This window comes from Streptomyces sp. NPDC001348, from assembly GCF_053597535.1.
Genome location: NZ_JBSFIK010000010.1, coordinates 165,560 through 180,011 on the forward strand (window position 1 = coordinate 165,560; position 14,452 = coordinate 180,011).

Genomic DNA, 14,452 nt, shown 5'->3' on the forward strand with positions numbered 1-14,452 from the left:
CCTCCCTCGGCTCGGCCTGGGACGCAGCGTAGACCCCGGACCGGTGCCCACCGGAAGAGGCCGGTGGGCGGGCCGGGGAGGGCCGCCGAGCCGCCATGGTAGTTTCGTTCTACGGGCGCAGTCGTTGTATGCTGCTCCGGTTGCCCGATCCTGGTCGGGCCATTCCCCTGGCAACGCCACTCAAGATCTCAGGTCCTAGGATCTCGATCCCGGCATGCCGGGACTCAACCGTAAGTGCATCTGAAGTCTTTGGAGTGACCGGTGGCTGCCAACTGCGACGTCTGCGGCAAGGGGCCGGGCTTCGGCAACAACATCTCGCACTCGCACCGCCGTACGCCCCGTCGCTGGAACCCGAACATCCAGCGCGTGCGTACCGTGGTCGGCGGGACGCCGAAGCGCGTGAACGCTTGCACCTCGTGCATCAAGGCCGGCAAGGTCTCGCGCTGACGCACAGCTAAGCGCGCGGCCACTGCTGGTTCGCTGTAGAAAGCCGGTCCACCTCGGTGGGCCGGCTTTTTGCCGTGCCCGAGTCAGTCCCTGAACCTCCACCCGTGATCCACCGGTCCGATCCCCGCGCCCAGTGCGAACCCGGCGGCGATCGCCCCGGTGACGTACCTCTTCGCCGCCGCGACCGCCTCCGGCACGGCCAGCCCCTTCGCCAGTTCCGCCGCGACCGCCGCGGCCAGTGTGCAGCCCGTCCCGTGCGTGTGCCGGTTGTCGTGCCGGGGCGCCCGCAGCCAGTGCTCCTCGGAACCGTCCGTGAGCAGGTCGACGGCGTCCCCGGACAGGTGCCCGCCCTTGATCAGCGCCCAGCGCGGCCCGTACGCCAGCACGGCCGCCGCGGCCCGTCGCAGGTCGCCCTCCGACTCCACCCGTACCCCGGTGAGTTGCGCCACCTCGTCCAGGTTCGGGGTCGCCACCGTCGCCACCGGCAGCAGCCTGGTGCGTACGGAGTCCAGCGCGGAGGCCGCCAGCAGCGGGTCCCCGTGCTTGGAGACGCCCACCGGGTCCACCACCGCGGGCGCGTCCGTCCCGTCGATCAACTCGGCGACCGCCTCGACCACTTCGGCCGAGGCCAGCATCCCGGTCTTCACGGCCTGTACGCCGATGTCGTCGACGACGCTGCGGTACTGGGCCCGCACGGCCGCCGCCGGCAGCTCCCAGGCCCCCTGCACGCCGAGCGAGTTCTGCGCGGTGACCGCGGTGATCACGCTCATGCCGTGCACACCCAGCGCCAGCATCGTCTTCAGGTCCGCCTGGATGCCCGCGCCCCCGCCGGAGTCGGAGCCCGCGACCGTCAGAACCCGGGGGATCACGACTCGATGTCCCCGAAGTGGTCCCAGCCGCCCTTCCTGGTCCACGGCGCCCCGTCGACCGTGACCTGGGGCAGCGCCGAGGGGTTCAGCACCTCACCGATCACCTTCCAGCGGGCCGGCAGCTTCACGTCCGGAGGGAACGTCGCCACGATCGCGTGGTCCTCTCCCCCGGTCAGCACCCACTGCAACGGGTCGACGCCGACGGCCTGCCCGATGTCGTTCATCTGGGTGGGGATGTCGATGGCGCCGGAGCGGATGTCGATACGGACCTTGCTGGCCTCCGCGATGTGCCCGAGGTCGGCGATCAGACCGTCGCTCACGTCGCACATGGCGGTGGCGCCCAGCCCCGCGGCGGCCGGACCGGCGTGGTACGGCGGCTCCGGACGCCGGTGCGCCTCCACGAAGGCCCGTGGCGAGCGCAAGCCGCGGGAGAGCACCGCGTACCCGGCCGCGGACCAGCCCAGCCAGCCGGTCACCGCGACGAGGTCGCCGGGCTGGGCGCCGGCCCGGGTCACCGGCTCCTGGTTGCGCATGTCGCCGAGCGCCGTGATCGAGACCATGATGGTGTCGCCGCGCACCACGTCACCGCCGACCACACACGCGCCCGCGACCTGGCACTCGTCGCGCAGCCCGTCCATCAGCTCGCTCGGCCAGGTGACCGGGAGTTCCGCGGGGACGACCAGGCCGAGGAGCAGCGCGGTCGGAACGGCGCCCATGGCGGCGATGTCCGCGAGGTTCTGCGCGGCCGCCTTGCGCCCCACGTCGTACGCCGTGGACCAGTCTCGGCGGAAGTGCCGCCCCTCCAGCAGGATGTCGGTGCTCGCCACCACCCTGCGGTCGGGCGCGGCGACCACGGCGGCGTCGTCACCGGGGCCGACCCGGACCGCCGGGGTCGTGGTGAGACGGGAGGTGAGCTCCCGGATGAGCCCGAACTCACCCAGCTCACCCACAGTGCCCTTCATTGCCCTTCAGCCCTTTCTGTGCCTGTGCCTCTGCCTACCCGCTCACACTTCATCCTGGCCCCCGTCACGGCCGAGGTGCCCCCCGGCTCCCGGCGTGCCCGTACCCCGGCGCGCGGGAGGCTCGGCTGCGCGGGTCTCCCCGCGACGACCGACTACGCGATACCGTGGCGTTCCTTTTCCCCACATGATCCTCGTGGCCGCCCTGGAGGTTCCGTGGTACAGGCGTACATCCTGATCCAGACGGAGGTCGGCAAGGCGTCGACCGTCGCCGAGACGATCAGCAAGATCCCCGGAGTCATCCAGGCCGAGGACGTGACGGGACCGTACGACGTCATCGTGCGCGCCCAGGCGGACACCGTGGACGACCTCGGCCGCATGGTGGTGGCGAAGGTCCAGCAAGTGGACGGCATCACCCGCACCCTGACCTGCCCGGTCGTGCATCTCTAGTCCCCGTCTACCCTTGGCCGGTGAACATCTTCCGTCACCGGCTCGTCGGCCTGCCCGCACTCGCCCTGCTGATCGCCGTCGCGGGCTGTTCCCCAAGCGACGGCAGTGCCACGGTGGCGGTTCCCAGCCCCGACGCGAAGACGGCCGAGCTGTGCCGGAGCCTGCACCGGGTACTGCCGAAGAAGCTGGACGGACGGAGCCGCAACGACCCCGAGCCCCGGTCCGCCTACACGGCGGGCTGGGGAAGCCCGGCGATCATACTGCGCTGCGGTGTCACACGGCCGCCCAAGATGACCGACCCCGATGTGGCGAAGGGCGACGACCCGCACGCGTTGACCGGCGGGGTGAACGGGGTCGACTGGCTCATGGAGATCGAGGGCGACGGCACCTACCGGCTCACCACGGCCAACCGCGAGGCCTACGTCGAGCTGGTCCTGCCGAAGAAGTCGGCGGGGCAGGACCAGAGCGCGGCGGTCCTCACCGGTATCGCGGCGGCCGTGAAGAAGGCGATCCCCGAGGGGATCGCCTCCATGACGTGACGGCCGCGGCGGGGAACTCCCGGCGCGGGCGTCGCTAGCGCAGCCCGGTCGGCCTGCGCAGTGCCGCCTGGATCAGGCGGTCCACCAGTTCGGGGTAGCCGATGCCGGTCGCCTGCCACATCTGCGGGTACATCGAGATGGGCGTGAAGCCGGGCATCGTGTTGATCTCGTTGATCACGAACTCGCCGTCCTCGGTGAGGAAGAAGTCCGCGCGGACCAGGCCTTCGCAGGAGGCCGCCTCGAAGGCCTCCACCGCGAGGCGGCGCACCTCGGCGGTCTCCTCCTCGGTGAGCGGGGCGGGTACGAGGCCGGGTGTGGAGTCGATGTACTTCGCCTCGAAGTCGTAGTACGCGTGCGCGTCCGGCGGCGGGATCTCGGCGGGCACGGAGGCACGCGGCCCGTCCTCGAACTCCAGCACCCCGCACTCGATCTCGCGGCCCCGCAGGGCCGCCTCCACCAGGATCTTCGGGTCGTGCCGCTGGGCCTCGGCGATGGCCTCGTCCAGCTCGGAGAGGTCGTCGACCTTGGTGATGCCGATGGACGAACCCGCGCGCGCGGGCTTCACGAACAGCGGCCAGCCGTGCTCCCCCGCGAAGTCGACGATCTTCCTGCGGGCGGCCGGCTCGTCCTGCTGCCACTCACGGGGCCGGATCACCACGTACGGGCCGACCTTGAGCCCGAAGGAGGTGAACACCCGCTTCATGTACTCCTTGTCCTGGCCGACCGCCGAGGCGAGCACGCCCGCACCCACGTACGGGACGCCGGAGAGCTCCAGGAGGCCCTGGAGGGTGCCGTCCTCGCCGTACGGGCCGTGCAGCACCGGGAAGACCACGTCGACCTCGCCGAGCGCCTTGGGCACCGAGCCCGGCTCGCTGTACACGACCTCCCGGCTGGCGGGGTCGACGGGGAGTACCACGCCGCCCTCGCCGGACTCCGCGAGCTCCTCGACGCTGGGCGTGCGCCGCTCGGAGATGGCCATGCGCTCGGGCTCGTCCGCGGTGAGCGCCCAACGGCCGTCCCGGGTGATACCGATCGGCAGGACGTCGTACTTCGTCCGGTCGATGGCCTTGAGGACGGCGCCGGCGGTGACCACGGAGATCCCGTGTTCGGAGCTGCGGCCGCCGAACACGACGGCCACACGGGGCTTGCGGGACGGCTGCTCAGCGCTCTGGGGGAGGTTCTCGGTGCTCATATCGCGTTGAGAGTACCCGGTGGTAGGGCCCGGAGACAGCGTCGGCGGGCCGTGAGGACGCGGGTGGCCCGGCGGCGCGGCCCGCGGGGTGGCTCAGCGTCGTTCGGGCTTCGCGCTGCGCGACATCAGCTCCTTCAGGGCGACCACCGGCGGCTTGCCCTCGTGCACGATGCCGACGACCGTCTCCGTGAGGGGCATGTCGACGCCGTGCCGGCGGGCCAGATCCAGCACGGACTCGCAGGACTTGACGCCCTCCGCGGTCTGCTTGGTCACCGCGATGGTCTCCTGCAGGGTCATGCCCTTGCCGAGGTTGGTGCCGAAGGTGTGGTTGCGGGACAGCGGCGAGGAGCAGGTGGCCACCAGGTCGCCCAGGCCGGCGAGACCGGAGAAGGTCAGCGGGTCGGCTCCCAGGGCCATGCCGAGCCGGGTGGTCTCGGCGAGCCCGCGCGTGATGAGCGAGCCCTTCGCGTTGTCCCCCAGCCCCATCCCGTCGGCGATGCCCACCGCCAGACCGATGACGTTCTTGACCGCGCCGCCGAGTTCACAGCCCACCACGTCGGTGTTGGTGTACGGACGGAAGTACGGCGTGTGGCAGGCGGTCTGGAGCCGCTGGGCGACGGCCTCGTCGGTGCAGGCGACGACGGCCGCGGCGGGCATGCGGGCGGCGATCTCACGGGCCAGGTTCGGCCCGGTGACCACGGCGATCCGTTCCCGGTCCACCTTGGCGACGTCCTCGATGACCTCGCTCATCCGCATCGCAGAGCCGAGTTCGACGCCCTTCATCAGGGAGACGAGGACGGTGCCGGGGGCGAGCAGCGGGGTCCACTCGGCGAGGTTCTCGCGCAGGGTCTGGGAGGGCACCGACAGCACCGTGAAGTCCGCGCCGGCCAGGGCCTCGGCCGCGTCGGTGGTGGCCCGCAGGTTCTCCGGAAGCTCCACGCCGGCCAGGTAGTCGGGGTTGGTCCGGGTGTGGTTGATCGCGTCCGCGACCTCGGGCCGACGGGCCCAGATGGTGACTTCGCAGCCGGCGTCGGCGAGCACCATCCCGAAGGCGGTGCCCCACGAACCGGCACTGAAGACCGCCGCCTTGACCGACTCGCTCACTTGGCGCTCTCCTCTTCGTGGCCGCTCTGCGCCCGGGTCCTGCGCCGCTGCTCGATCCGCTCCCGGCGCGGGTCGTAGCGGGTCTCGGGGGCCTTCTCGCCGCGGATCTCCTCCAGCTGGCGGGTGATGGCCGCCATGATGACGTCGGTGGCCTCCTTCAGGAGTTCCGCGGTCATCTCCCGGCCGTAGAAGCGGGAGAGGTCCACCGGCGGACCGGCCAGCACGTGGTGGGTCTTGCGCGGGAGGAGGTGGGGTTTCTTGGCGTACGGCGGCAGCAGTTCGTTGCATCCCCACTGGGCGACCGGGATGACCGGGCACTTGGTCTGCAGCGCCACGCGTGCGGCGCCGGTCTTGCCGGTCATGGGCCAGCCGTCCGGATCGCGGGTCAGGGTGCCCTCGGGGTAGAAGGCGACGCACTCGCCGCGTTCCACCGCGTCGATCGCCGCCCGGAAGGCGCTCAGCGCGTCGGTGGACTCGCGGTAGACGGGGATCTGCCCGGTGCCGCGCATCGCGGCACCGACGAATCCCTTCTTGAAAAGGCCGCTCTTGGCCAGGAATCGCGGAACCCGTCCGGTGTTGTACTGATAGTGCGCGTAGGCGAAGGGGTCCACATGGGAATTGTGGTTCACCGCGGTGATAAATCCGCCCTCGGCCGGAATGTGCTCCATTCCACGCCAGTCCCGCTTGATCAGCACCACCAGGGGCGGTTTGCAGATCACCGCGGCGAAGCGGTACCAGAAGCCGATTCTGCGGCGGGGCACGCGGACACCTTCCTCTAGGGCCTCGGGGGCTGCCATCAGCGCCGGGGAGCCGCACAAGTGTCGCCCCAGGCCGCCGGTCTGTCGAGAACACCGTACGCCCCGTTTCCCCTGCTGCCGTCAAGCCCCGGGTGACAATGAGGGCAACGAGTAAGGGACGGTACGTCGGTGCAGTGGACCTTGGTCATACCCCTCAAGCCCCTGGAGCGGGCCAAGAGCAGGCTGGCGGACACCGCCGCCGACGGGCTGCGCCCGGGACTGGCCCTGGCGTTCGCCCAGGACACGGTGGCGGCCGCCCTGGCCTGCCCGGCGGTGGCGGATGTGGCGGTCGTCACCAATGACGCCCTGGCCGGCCGTGAGCTGGCGGCGCTGGGCGCCCGGATCGTCCCGGACGAACCGGAAAGCGGACTGAACGCCGCCCTGGCCCATGGCGCCGGAGCCGTACGGGCGTCGCGTCCGGAAACCCCGCTGGCCGCCCTGAACGCCGATCTGCCGGCCCTGCGTCCGCATGAATTGTCCCGGGTCCTGTCGGCCGCCGCGGAATTCCCCCGGGCTTTTCTCCCCGATGCGGCCGAGGCCGGCACCACCCTGCTGGCCGCGGCCACCGGCCAGGAATTGCATCCGGCTTTCGGCCTCGATTCCCGGGCCCGGCACCGCGCGTCCGGCGCCGCGGAACTCCTGCTCGACGCGGTGGAATCGGTCCGCCAGGACGTGGACACCGGCGAGGACCTGCGGGCGGCCCTGGCCCTCGGGGTGGGGCCGCGCACGGCGACGGCGGCCGCGCGGCTGCTGATTCCGGGGCAGTAGGCTGCCTCTATGCAGGCGACCGCGTACACGTACGACCCCGATACCCGAAGCGGGCAGGTGCTGCTCGACGACGGCACCCCGGTGGCCTTCGACGCGCCGGCGTTCGACGCGGGCGGGCTGCGGCTGCTGCGGCCGGGACAGCGGGTGCGGATCGAGACGGAACCGGTGGCGAAGTCACCGGAGGGCGCCGGAGCGGGTCTGCGGATCACACTCGTGACGCTGCAGACGTTCTGAGCGCCCGGTGAAGGCGCCTCGGCGCCGGGGAAACACGCCGCGGGCCGGGCTCCCCAGGGGAGTCCGGCCCGGCATGTGAGTGCCCTGTGCCCTTGCGCCTCAGCGGGCGGTGGCCTTCTTGGCGGGGGTGGTCTTGCGCGCGGACGACTTCTTGGCCGGGGCCTTCTTGGCCGTGACCTTCTTCGCCGGAGCGCTCTTGGCCGTGGTCTTCTTGGCGGCGGCCTTCGTGCCCGTCGTCTTCTTGGCGGCCGCCGTGGTCTTGGCGGTCGTCTTCTTCGCCGTGGTCTTCTTGGCGCCGGCCGTGGTCTTCTTCGCGGCCGCCGTCGTCTTCCGCGCCGTGGTCTTCTTCGCCGTCGGCGCGGCCTTCTTGGCGGTGGTCTTCTTCGCGGCGGCCTTCTTGACCGTCGCCGCGGCGCCGCCGGTCAGGCTGCCCTTCGGCGCCTTCTTGACGGCCACCTCACCGCCGCGCGGGAGCTTCTTCGAGCCGCTCACCAGGTCCTTGAAGCCCTGACCGGCACGGAAGCGCGGCACAGAGGTCTTCTTGACCCGAACCCGCTCGCCCGTCTGGGGGTTGCGGGCGTAGCGGGCGGGGCGGTCCACCTTCTCGAAGGACCCGAAGCCGGTGACCGAGACCCGGTCTCCGCCGACAACCGCGCGGACGATGGCGTCCAGGACCGCGTCGACAGCATCGGCGGCCTGCTGGCGGCCACCCATCTTGTCGGCAATCGCTTCTACGAGCTGCGCCTTGTTCACGTCTTCCCCTTCGGAGACATCGCCAGAACGAAAGTGTTCAAGCTTTTTCGCACGTTAGGCAGATATATACCGCAAATCAAACACGAAACGGGCTAATCACCCTTGTGCCGCAACGGACTCGGCGGGCTCGGATCTTGTTCAGCGGTCCTCTTCCGGGATGCGTCCCGCGTCGAGGTCCGCGGTGAACCGATCGAGCCGTCTTGCCGCGTCGGCGAGATCGTGCTTGGCCGCGGCCGTAATGACCAGCAGCTTCCGGGTCAGCGCCATCCGTACGCCCTCCGGGACTTGCAGTGCGCGCACCCTCGAGTGCGCTTCCTTCAGTTGGTTCGCGACCGCCGTATAGAGCTGGAGTTGGCCGTCGTGTTCCATGCACAGATTGTGCCATCTGGGGCGAGTTGTCGCCCGCCCAGGGTGCAACTACCGCCCCTGACAGCCTTCCTGGGCCACCCGCACGCTGTGGTCCCACAACACGCTTACCCCGGCAATCACCCTCTTAACGTGGGGTGTTGAGTCCGGGGTACGGACGGCACAGGGCCGTTCGGGTGCAGAAAAGGCCGTACCCCCGATCGTGGCGATCGGGGGTACGGCCGGGGTGTTGCGGTGGCTGAAACTCGACCCTTGCGGCTGTGGATCAGACCCGTTGGATCAGACCAACCGGCCGGCTCAGACCTGCAGCGTCCGCGGCTTGTACGACGGGCGCTCGGCCTCGTACGCCGCGATGTCGGCCTCGTTCCGCAGCGTGATGGAGATGTCGTCCAGCCCGTTCAGCAGTCGCCAGCGGGAGTTCTCGTCCAGCTCGAAGGAGGCGGTGACGTCCGCCGCGCGGACCTCACGCGCCTCAAGGTCCACAGTGACCTCAAGCGTGGGGTCCTGCTCGGTCAGCTCCCACAGCGCGTCCACGGTCTTCTGGTCCAGGACGACCGTGAGCAGCCCGTTCTTCAGCGAGTTGCCCCGGAAGATGTCGGCGAAGCGGGAGGAGATCACCGCCTTGAAGCCGTAGTTCTGCAGCGCCCAGACGGCGTGCTCACGGGAGGAGCCGGTGCCGAAGTCGGGGCCGGCCACCAGGACGGTCGCACCCTGCCGCTCGGGACGGTTCAGCACGAACTCGGGATCCTTGCGCCAGGCCTCGAACAGCCCGTCCTCGAAACCGTCCCGGGTCACCTTCTTGAGCCAGTGAGCAGGGATGATCTGGTCGGTGTCGACGTTGCTGCGGCGCAGCGGGACGGCCCGGCCGGTGTGCGTGGTGAATGCTTCCATGACTGATCAGACTCCAGCGGGCGCGGGGGTTGCGGCGTCGGACAGGTCGGCCGGGGAGGCCAGGTGGCCCACGACCGCGGTGGCGGCGGCGACCTGCGGCGACACCAGGTGCGTACGGCCGCCCTTGCCCTGCCTGCCCTCGAAGTTGCGGTTGGAGGTGGACGCGGAGCGCTCGCCCGGGGCCAGCTGGTCGGGGTTCATGCCCAGGCACATCGAGCAGCCCGCGTGCCGCCACTCGGCGCCGGCCTCCTTGAAGACCACGTCCAGACCCTCGGAGACGGCCTGCAGGCCCACGCGCGCGGAACCGGGGACGACCAGCATCCGTACGCCGTCGGCGACTTTGCGGCCCTTGAGCAGCTCGGCGGCGGCCCGCAGGTCCTCGATGCGGCCGTTGGTGCAGGAGCCTACGAAGACGGTGTCCACCTTGATGGAGCGCAGCGGCTGCCCGGCCTCCAACCCCATGTATTCCAGGGCCTTTTCGGCGGCGAAGCGCTCCGAAGCGTCTTCGTACGAAGCCGGGTCGGGGACGGACGCCGAAAGCGGCGCGCCCTGGCCGGGGTTGGTGCCCCAGGTGACGAACGGCGACAGTTCGCCGGCGTCGATGACCACCTCGGCGTCGAAGACCGCGTCGTCGTCGGTGCGCAGGGTCTTCCAGTACTCCACCGCGGCGTCCCAGTCGGCACCCTCGGGCGCGTGCGGGCGGCCCTTGAGGTACTCGAACGTGGTCTCGTCCGGGGCGATCATGCCCGCGCGCGCGCCGGCCTCGATCGACATGTTGCAGATGGTCATCCGGGCCTCCATCGAGAGCTTCTCGATGGCGGGGCCGCGGTACTCCAGGACGTAGCCCTGGCCGCCTCCGGTGCCGATCTTCGCGATGATCGCCAGGATCAGGTCCTTGGCGGTGACACCCTCGGGCAGCTCGCCCTCGACGGTGATCGCCATGGTCTTCGGGCGGGCCATCGGCAGTGTCTGCGTGGCCAGCACGTGCTCCACCTGGGAGGTGCCGATACCGAACGCCAGCGCGCCGAAGGCGCCGTGCGTGGAGGTGTGGGAGTCGCCGCAGACCACCGTCGTGCCGGGCTGGGTCAGGCCCAGCTGCGGGCCGACGACGTGCACGACGCCCTGCTCGACGTCGCCCAGCGGGTGCAGCCGGACGCCGAACTCGGCGCAGTTCTTGCGCAGCGTCTCCAGCTGGGTCCGGGAGACCGGGTCCGCGATGGGCTTGTCGATGTCGAGGGTCGGGGTGTTGTGGTCCTCGGTGGCGATGGTGAGGTCGAGGCGGCGCACCGTGCGACCGTTCTGCCGGAGGCCGTCGAAGGCCTGCGGGCTGGTCACCTCGTGCAGCAGGTGCAGATCGATGAAGAGGAGGTCGGGCTCGCCCTCGGCGCGCCGGACGACGTGGTCGTCCCAGACCTTCTCCGCGAGTGTCCTACCCATCGCATTCCCTCCGGCCGGCAAAGGTGCGCCGGCCCAACTAGAGATCTTGAGGAGGCAGCTGCCCGCGCCCCTGATATTGGGCGTCCGCCACCGGGCCCGTTGGTCCGCGGGCCGTTGTGTCTTCAAGGGTGGCGCAGTCCACGGAAAATTGAACTTGCGTTTCACAGAGTGAGACGCGAGTATCGTTTCATGGACAACAGTAGCGGCGTCGGCGTTCTGGACAAGGCAGCCCTTGTCCTGAGCGCCCTGGAGTCCGGTCCGGCCACCCTCGCGGGTCTGGTCGGGGCCACCGGACTGGCACGACCCACGGCCCACCGGCTGGCCGTGGCTCTGGAACACCACCGCATGGTGGCGCGCGACATGCAGGGCCGGTTCATCCTCGGCCCGCGCCTGGCCGAGCTGGCCGCGGCGGCGGGCGAGGACCGTCTGCTGGCGACGGCGGGCCCGGTGCTCACCCACCTGCGGGATGTCACGGGCGAGAGCGCCCAGCTCTACCGTCGTCAGGGTGACATGCGCATCTGCGTGGCCGCGGCGGAGCGTCTGTCCGGCCTGCGGGACACGGTCCCGGTCGGCTCCACGCTGACCATGAAGGCCGGCTCCTCGGCGCAGATCCTGATGGCCTGGGAGGAGCCCGAGCGGCTGCACCGCGGCCTGCAGGGCGCCCGCTTCACGGCGACGGCCCTGTCGGGCGTACGGCGGCGCGGCTGGGCCCAGTCGATCGGCGAGCGCGAACCGGGCGTGGCGTCCGTCTCCGCGCCGGTGCGCGGTCCCTCCAACCGCGTGGTGGCGGCGGTGTCCGTCTCCGGCCCCATCGAGCGCCTGACGCGTCACCCGGGCCGTATGCACGCCCAGGCGGTCATCGACGCCGCCGCACGGCTCTCCGAGGCCCTGCGCCGCTCGGGCTGACCGTCGGCTCGTACGTCACCCGGGAGGGTCCGGCCTCAACGCCGCGGCAGGACCCTCCCGGCAGCACGTCGCCGATCAGCGGACCCGCTCAGGAGGCACGGAGCCGGTCGGCCGCCCGGTCACCCCGCCGTCCGACGGGGACGACGCCCGTGGCCTTGCCCAGGCCGAACTCGGGCATGTTCATGTAGATCGACTCGTACGACCCGGCCGGCACGACGTATGTCTCGTGCCAGAAGCCGACGTTGCCCTTCCCCTCGCGCAGCCGCCGGTTGAAGGCGGCCCATGCGGGCCGGTGCCGCTTGTCCTGCGCCGACGCGTAGGCGAGCAGCTTCTCCTTCGAGTCCCAGTACTGCACCACGTACAGCACGCGCGGAAAGCCCAGCAGGAACTGGTATCCGAGCAGCCCGCTGCCCTTCTCGCGGGACAGCTCCGCGATCATCGGCCCCATGACCCGGGACACCGGCAGCCAACTGCGCAGCGCGGTGAAGCTGTTGATCCGCATCCCGATCAGGAAGACGACCACCTCGTCCTCGCTCGCCGCGGTCATGCGTCCTTCGATCGGCTTGGCACCCATCACGTCCCCCACTCCCTCACGGTCCTGACCCGATCATTGGATAGCGGTGCTATCCATGATTGGATAGTGACACTTTCCAATGGGAAGTGCAAGAGGAAAGCGCAAGAGGAAGGGGTGCGAGGCGGATGCGACTGGCCGAGCTGAGCACGCGCAGCGGAGTCTCCACGGCGACGATCAAGTACTACCTGCGCGAAGGGCTGCTGCACCCCGGCCGCCGGATCACGGCCACGCAGGCCGAGTACGACGAGGAGCATCTGCGGCGACTGCGCCTGGTGCGCGCACTGATCCAGGTGGGACGGATCCCGGTGGCCTCGGCCCGGGAGGTGCTCGCCGCCCTGCAGGACGAGGACCTCGACCGCAACGGGCGACTGGGCACGGCCGTGTGGGCCCTCCCCCACGGACCGGCGCCGGACGAGGGCGCCCCGGAGTACGACGCGGCCCGGCGCACCGCGGACGCACTCCTGGACCGGCTCGGCTGGAACCACGGCCGCACATGCGAGACGCCCACCGCACCGGCATACGGGATGCTGGTGACCGCGATCTCCGCGCTCTCCCGGCTCGGCTACCCGTGCTCCATCCAGGACTTGGAGCCGTACGCCCACGCGATGGAGCGGATCGCGGTCACCGATCTCGACCTGGTGGAGCGCTACGGGACGCCGGACGAGCAGGTGGAGGCCGCGGTCGCGTTGACCGTGCTGTACGAACCGGTGCTGCTGAGCCTGCGCCGACTGGCGGAGGCGGAGGAGTCACGCCGGCGGTTCGGTGGCAAGTGACCGGGAGAACGCCGAAGGCCCCCCACCGAAGTGGAGGGCCTTCAACTGCTGTACCCCCGACCGGATTCGAACCGGCGCTACCGCCTTGAGAGGGCGGCGTGCTAGGCCGCTACACAACGGGGGCGAGGATCTTGCAAGCGTTTGATTTACACCGCCGCAGATCCGAGCTGGTCTACCTGGACTCGAACCAAGACTAACTGAACCAGAATCAGTCGTGCTGCCAATTACACCATAGACCAATGATGGTTTAGACCAGTCAGTACCCCCGACCGGATTCGAACCGGCGCTACCGCCTTGAGAGGGCGGCGTGCTAGGCCGCTACACAACGGGGGCCCTAGCGATCCCGACAGGGTCAGGACCAGTACCCCCGACCGGATTCGAACCGGCGCTACCGCCTTGAGAGGGCGGCGTGCTAGGCCGCTACACAACGGGGGCGATGCGGATGAGCTCCGCGAGCTGGCCTACCTGGACTCGAACCAAGACTAACTGAACCAGAATCAGTCGTGCTGCCAATTACACCATAGGCCACTGGAACGCAAGCCCCTGCGGGGATCTTGTTCTAGTTCGCTCCTCCGGTTCCGGCCTTTCGGCCCGCTCCCCGGCGGCGCAGGAAGAACATTACCTGAAGGTGGACGGGGCTCCAAAACGACTATCCGGAGCGAGCAGCGCGGGCAGTTCGGCGAGGGACGCGATGCGGTGGTGCCGGGCGGTAATGCCGTCGCCGGTCCACGCGCCGGCCCGGTCGATCCACACGGACCGCAGCCCTGCCTCGGCGGCCCCGCGCCCGTCGATCTCCGGGTGGTCGCCGACGTACGCCACCTCGTGCGGCGGCAGGTCGAGGGCCTCGCACGCCGCCAGGAACGCCCCGGCCGCCGGCTTGGAGACCCCGAGCTCGGCGGCGCACAACACGGTCTCGAAGCGGTCCCACACGCCCAGGGTGCGCAGCTTGCGCTCCTGCACGTGGATGCTGGAGTTGGACAGCACCGCGTGCCGGTGGCTGGCGGCGAGGGCGTCCAGGACGGGCAGCACGTCCGGGAACAGGCTCCAGGCCGCCTCGTAGTGGACCAGGTACCGCGCGAACCAGTCGTCGGCCTCGCCGTCGGTCAGCCGTCTGCCGAGGAAGACACGGGTGCGGTCGCGCCGTTGTGTGACGAAGTCGACCTCACCGGCGGAGAACCGCGCCCACTGGGCGTCGGTGATCTCCCGCCACAGCCGCAGCGCCTCCTCGGCCGACCCGTACCGCCCGAGCAGCCCCTCGGCCAGCAGGTGCGCCCGTATTCCCTCCCGGTCGGCCGTCGTGTAGTCGAACAGGGTGTCGTCCACGTCCCAGACCACGGCACGGATACTCATGGGCCGACGGTACCGCCGTACCGGATGCCGACGCCCGGTGACC

The 14,452-nt window shown here is 70.4% G+C and carries 18 protein-coding genes and 5 tRNA genes; 7 read left to right on the plus strand and 16 right to left on the minus strand.

Annotation, left to right across the window (positions count from 1 at the left end):
- Positions 1 to 261 precede the first annotated feature (261 nt).
- Complete coding sequence (rpmB, locus tag ACWC21_RS13850; protein ID WP_004924906.1) at positions 262 to 447, plus strand: 50S ribosomal protein L28; 186 nt, start codon at positions 262 to 264, stop codon at positions 445 to 447.
- 83 nt (positions 448 to 530) lie between these two features.
- Here rpmB and thiD read toward each other — a convergent pair whose 3' ends face one another.
- Together thiD and ACWC21_RS13860 are read right to left on the minus strand one after the other, a co-directional pair.
- A complete protein-coding gene (thiD, locus tag ACWC21_RS13855; RefSeq protein WP_450881332.1) occupies positions 531 to 1,316 on the minus strand; it encodes a bifunctional hydroxymethylpyrimidine kinase/phosphomethylpyrimidine kinase in 786 nt (261 codons plus the stop codon).
- Positions 1,313 to 2,278, minus strand: a complete 966-nt coding sequence (locus tag ACWC21_RS13860) for a thiamine-phosphate kinase (protein WP_450881334.1) — start codon at positions 2,276 to 2,278, stop codon at positions 1,313 to 1,315. Before ACWC21_RS13860 ends, thiD begins: the two co-directional genes overlap by 4 nt.
- A 213-nt stretch (positions 2,279 to 2,491) precedes the next feature.
- Here ACWC21_RS13860 and ACWC21_RS13865 point away from each other — a divergent pair, with 213 nt between their 5' ends.
- Both ACWC21_RS13865 and ACWC21_RS13870 read left to right on the plus strand, forming a co-directional pair.
- A complete protein-coding gene (locus tag ACWC21_RS13865) occupies positions 2,492 to 2,725 on the plus strand; it encodes an Lrp/AsnC family transcriptional regulator (RefSeq protein WP_003997603.1) in 234 nt (77 codons plus the stop codon).
- 20 nt (positions 2,726 to 2,745) lie between these two features.
- A complete protein-coding gene (locus ACWC21_RS13870; protein ID WP_450881336.1) occupies positions 2,746 to 3,264 on the plus strand; it encodes a DUF3515 domain-containing protein in 519 nt (172 codons plus the stop codon).
- A gap of 34 nt (positions 3,265 to 3,298) precedes the next feature.
- Here the strand turns inward: ACWC21_RS13870 and ACWC21_RS13875 are convergent, their stop codons facing one another.
- From ACWC21_RS13875 to ACWC21_RS13885, 3 genes are all read right to left on the minus strand, one after another.
- The gene (locus ACWC21_RS13875; RefSeq protein ID WP_450881338.1) at positions 3,299 to 4,456 is read right to left on the minus strand and encodes a D-alanine--D-alanine ligase family protein; all 1,158 of its coding nucleotides are present in this window, start codon (positions 4,454 to 4,456) and stop codon (positions 3,299 to 3,301) included.
- A 93-nt stretch (positions 4,457 to 4,549) separates the two neighbouring features.
- Positions 4,550 to 5,560: an NAD(P)H-dependent glycerol-3-phosphate dehydrogenase gene (locus tag ACWC21_RS13880; protein WP_450881340.1), complete on the minus strand. Its 1,011-nt coding sequence runs from the start codon at positions 5,558 to 5,560 to the stop codon at positions 4,550 to 4,552.
- A complete protein-coding gene (locus ACWC21_RS13885; RefSeq protein ID WP_450881342.1) occupies positions 5,557 to 6,321 on the minus strand; it encodes a lysophospholipid acyltransferase family protein in 765 nt (254 codons plus the stop codon). Before ACWC21_RS13885 ends, ACWC21_RS13880 begins: the two co-directional genes overlap by 4 nt.
- Positions 6,322 to 6,486: 165 nt before the next feature.
- Between ACWC21_RS13885 and cofC the strand changes: the two genes are divergently transcribed.
- Positions 6,487 to 7,125 carry a 2-phospho-L-lactate guanylyltransferase gene (gene cofC / locus ACWC21_RS13890; protein WP_450881344.1) on the plus strand — a complete coding sequence of 213 codons (639 nt, stop codon included), beginning with the start codon at positions 6,487 to 6,489 and terminating at the stop codon, positions 7,123 to 7,125.
- 9 nt (positions 7,126 to 7,134) lie between these two features.
- Entirely contained in the window at positions 7,135 to 7,359 is a 225-nt protein-coding gene (locus tag ACWC21_RS13895) for a hypothetical protein (protein WP_450881346.1), read from the plus strand.
- 99 nt (positions 7,360 to 7,458) lie between these two features.
- Here the strand turns inward: ACWC21_RS13895 and ACWC21_RS13900 are convergent, their stop codons facing one another.
- From ACWC21_RS13900 to leuC, 4 genes are all read right to left on the minus strand, one after another.
- Positions 7,459 to 8,112, minus strand: a complete 654-nt coding sequence (locus tag ACWC21_RS13900) for an HU family DNA-binding protein (protein WP_450881348.1) — start codon at positions 8,110 to 8,112, stop codon at positions 7,459 to 7,461.
- Between the two features lie 138 nt (positions 8,113 to 8,250).
- Entirely contained in the window at positions 8,251 to 8,481 is a 231-nt protein-coding gene (locus ACWC21_RS13905; RefSeq protein WP_361694511.1) for an SCO5555 family protein, read from the minus strand.
- 294 nt (positions 8,482 to 8,775) lie between these two features.
- Positions 8,776 to 9,369 (minus strand): 3-isopropylmalate dehydratase small subunit, encoded by a 594-nt coding sequence (gene leuD / locus ACWC21_RS13910; RefSeq protein ID WP_450881350.1) that lies wholly within the window; start codon positions 9,367 to 9,369, stop codon positions 8,776 to 8,778.
- Between the two features lie 6 nt (positions 9,370 to 9,375).
- Entirely contained in the window at positions 9,376 to 10,806 is a 1,431-nt protein-coding gene (leuC, locus tag ACWC21_RS13915) for a 3-isopropylmalate dehydratase large subunit (RefSeq protein ID WP_450881352.1), read from the minus strand.
- A gap of 189 nt (positions 10,807 to 10,995) precedes the next feature.
- On the opposite strand from leuC, the gene ndgR reads away from it, so the two are divergent.
- Positions 10,996 to 11,712 carry an IclR family transcriptional regulator NdgR gene (ndgR, locus tag ACWC21_RS13920; protein WP_009320373.1) on the plus strand — a complete coding sequence of 239 codons (717 nt, stop codon included), beginning with the start codon at positions 10,996 to 10,998 and terminating at the stop codon, positions 11,710 to 11,712.
- A gap of 88 nt (positions 11,713 to 11,800) precedes the next feature.
- Here ndgR and ACWC21_RS13925 read toward each other — a convergent pair whose 3' ends face one another.
- Positions 11,801 to 12,286 carry a DUF4188 domain-containing protein gene (locus tag ACWC21_RS13925; protein ID WP_450881354.1) on the minus strand — a complete coding sequence of 162 codons (486 nt, stop codon included), beginning with the start codon at positions 12,284 to 12,286 and terminating at the stop codon, positions 11,801 to 11,803.
- 125 nt (positions 12,287 to 12,411) lie between these two features.
- Here ACWC21_RS13925 and ACWC21_RS13930 point away from each other — a divergent pair, with 125 nt between their 5' ends.
- The gene (locus tag ACWC21_RS13930; RefSeq protein ID WP_450881356.1) at positions 12,412 to 13,059 is read left to right on the plus strand and encodes a MerR family transcriptional regulator; all 648 of its coding nucleotides are present in this window, start codon (positions 12,412 to 12,414) and stop codon (positions 13,057 to 13,059) included.
- 51 nt (positions 13,060 to 13,110) lie between these two features.
- Here the strand turns inward: ACWC21_RS13930 and ACWC21_RS13935 are convergent.
- The 6 genes from ACWC21_RS13935 to ACWC21_RS13960 form a co-directional block, all read right to left on the minus strand.
- Positions 13,111 to 13,183: transfer RNA gene (locus tag ACWC21_RS13935), tRNA-Glu, on the minus strand.
- Positions 13,184 to 13,226: 43 nt separating this feature from the next.
- A tRNA-Gln gene (locus ACWC21_RS13940) sits at positions 13,227 to 13,298 on the minus strand.
- Positions 13,299 to 13,319: 21 nt separating this feature from the next.
- Positions 13,320 to 13,392 (minus strand) — tRNA-Glu (locus ACWC21_RS13945).
- Between the two features lie 29 nt (positions 13,393 to 13,421).
- A tRNA-Glu gene (locus ACWC21_RS13950) sits at positions 13,422 to 13,494 on the minus strand.
- Positions 13,495 to 13,515: 21 nt separating this feature from the next.
- Positions 13,516 to 13,587 (minus strand) — tRNA-Gln (locus ACWC21_RS13955).
- Positions 13,588 to 13,677: 90 nt separating this feature from the next.
- On the minus strand, positions 13,678 to 14,409 hold the full coding sequence (locus ACWC21_RS13960; RefSeq protein WP_450881358.1) for an HAD family hydrolase: 732 nt from the start codon (positions 14,407 to 14,409) through the stop codon (positions 13,678 to 13,680).
- Between the last annotated feature and the right edge of the window lie 43 nt (positions 14,410 to 14,452).